The sequence below is a fragment of the Belliella alkalica genome, assembly GCF_022549785.1.
Taxonomy (GTDB): Bacteria; Bacteroidota; Bacteroidia; order Cytophagales; family Cyclobacteriaceae; genus Belliella; species Belliella alkalica.
In genome coordinates this window covers 1-600 of record NZ_JAKZGO010000090.1, presented here as the reverse complement: position 1 = coordinate 600, position 600 = coordinate 1, and the positions used below count along the sequence as shown (strand labels likewise).

Here is a 600-nt window from a genome sequence, read left to right as displayed (position 1 = left end):
TTGTCAAGGTTGGAACGATGGTTCTGTCACAGTTGTCAGTAACTGTAGGGGCATTCGGTTCTACCGCATCATCCACACAAGCTACGGTTTCTGATCCGTTCAACGGCATTGTCACCACAGGTGTCTCTATCGTGTAGGTAWAKGTCCAGATGTACTCTTCTCCGGCACAGTCTGTATAAGTATAGGTATAAACTTTCGTRCCYTCACAGGCAGGATCTTCGCTTATACTCGTCAAAGTTGGAACAATGGTTCTGCCACAGTTGTCCGTAACCTCTGGCGCTGTCGGTTCTACCGCATCTTCAACACAGGATACAGTAGCTGAACCGTTCAATGGCATTGTCACCACAGGTGTCTCTATCGTGTAGGTAWAKRTCCAGGTGTACTCTTCTCCGGCACAGTCTGTATACGTGTARGTATAAACTTTCGTACCYTCACARGCAGGATCTTCACTTACACTCGTCAAGGTTGGAACGATGGTTCTGCCACAGTTGTCAGTAACTGCAGGGGCATTCGGTTCCACGGCATCATCCACACAAGCTACGGTTGCTGAGCCGTTCAATGGCATTGTCACCACAGGTGCTTCGATCGTGTAGGTAAAGG

General features: G+C 48.6%; 1 protein-coding gene. It reads right to left on the bottom strand.

Features of this window, described 5'->3' with window-relative positions; translation table 11 throughout:
* A partial coding sequence (locus MM213_RS20785; RefSeq protein WP_241414794.1) for an HYR-like domain-containing protein occupies positions 1-600 on the bottom strand: 600 nt, incomplete at both ends.